The sequence below is a fragment of the Grimontia sedimenti genome, assembly GCF_011045095.1.
Classification (GTDB): domain Bacteria; phylum Pseudomonadota; class Gammaproteobacteria; order Enterobacterales; family Vibrionaceae; genus Enterovibrio; species Enterovibrio sedimenti.
In genome coordinates this window covers 1-319 of the sequence record NZ_JAALDL010000078.1, presented here as the reverse complement: position 1 = coordinate 319, position 319 = coordinate 1, and the positions used below count along the sequence as shown (strand labels likewise).

Here is a 319-nt window from a genome sequence, read left to right as displayed (position 1 = left end):
GTCGACAGATTGTAGAGCAGAACTGCTGTCGCCTACGGCGATATTTTCTAACGGATCAGAGTAATCTGGATCTCTAATCACTGTGCCGTCCTCGAGGATACTGTATGCTCTTTTCCTGGCCTTCATAAGACACAGTGAGTGTGTGTGCACCATCTGTAAAAGCCGTTGTGTCCATAAATAAGCTTTGGCTACTAGCTTTTCTTTCGGAATGTTGATGATAGTCGACAGATTGTAGAGCAGAACTGCTGTCGCCTACGGCGATATTTTCTAACGGATCAGAGTAATCTGGATCTCTAATCACTGTGCCGTCCTCGAGGAT

Annotated in this window: 1 protein-coding gene; it reads right to left on the bottom strand. The window is 45.8% G+C overall.

The window, feature by feature from the left end; translation table 11 throughout:
* Window positions 1–73: 73 nt before the first annotated feature.
* Window positions 74–319, bottom strand: a 246-nt coding sequence (locus G5S52_RS24525; protein WP_205744047.1) for a hypothetical protein, incomplete at its 5' end; no start/stop codon positions are given.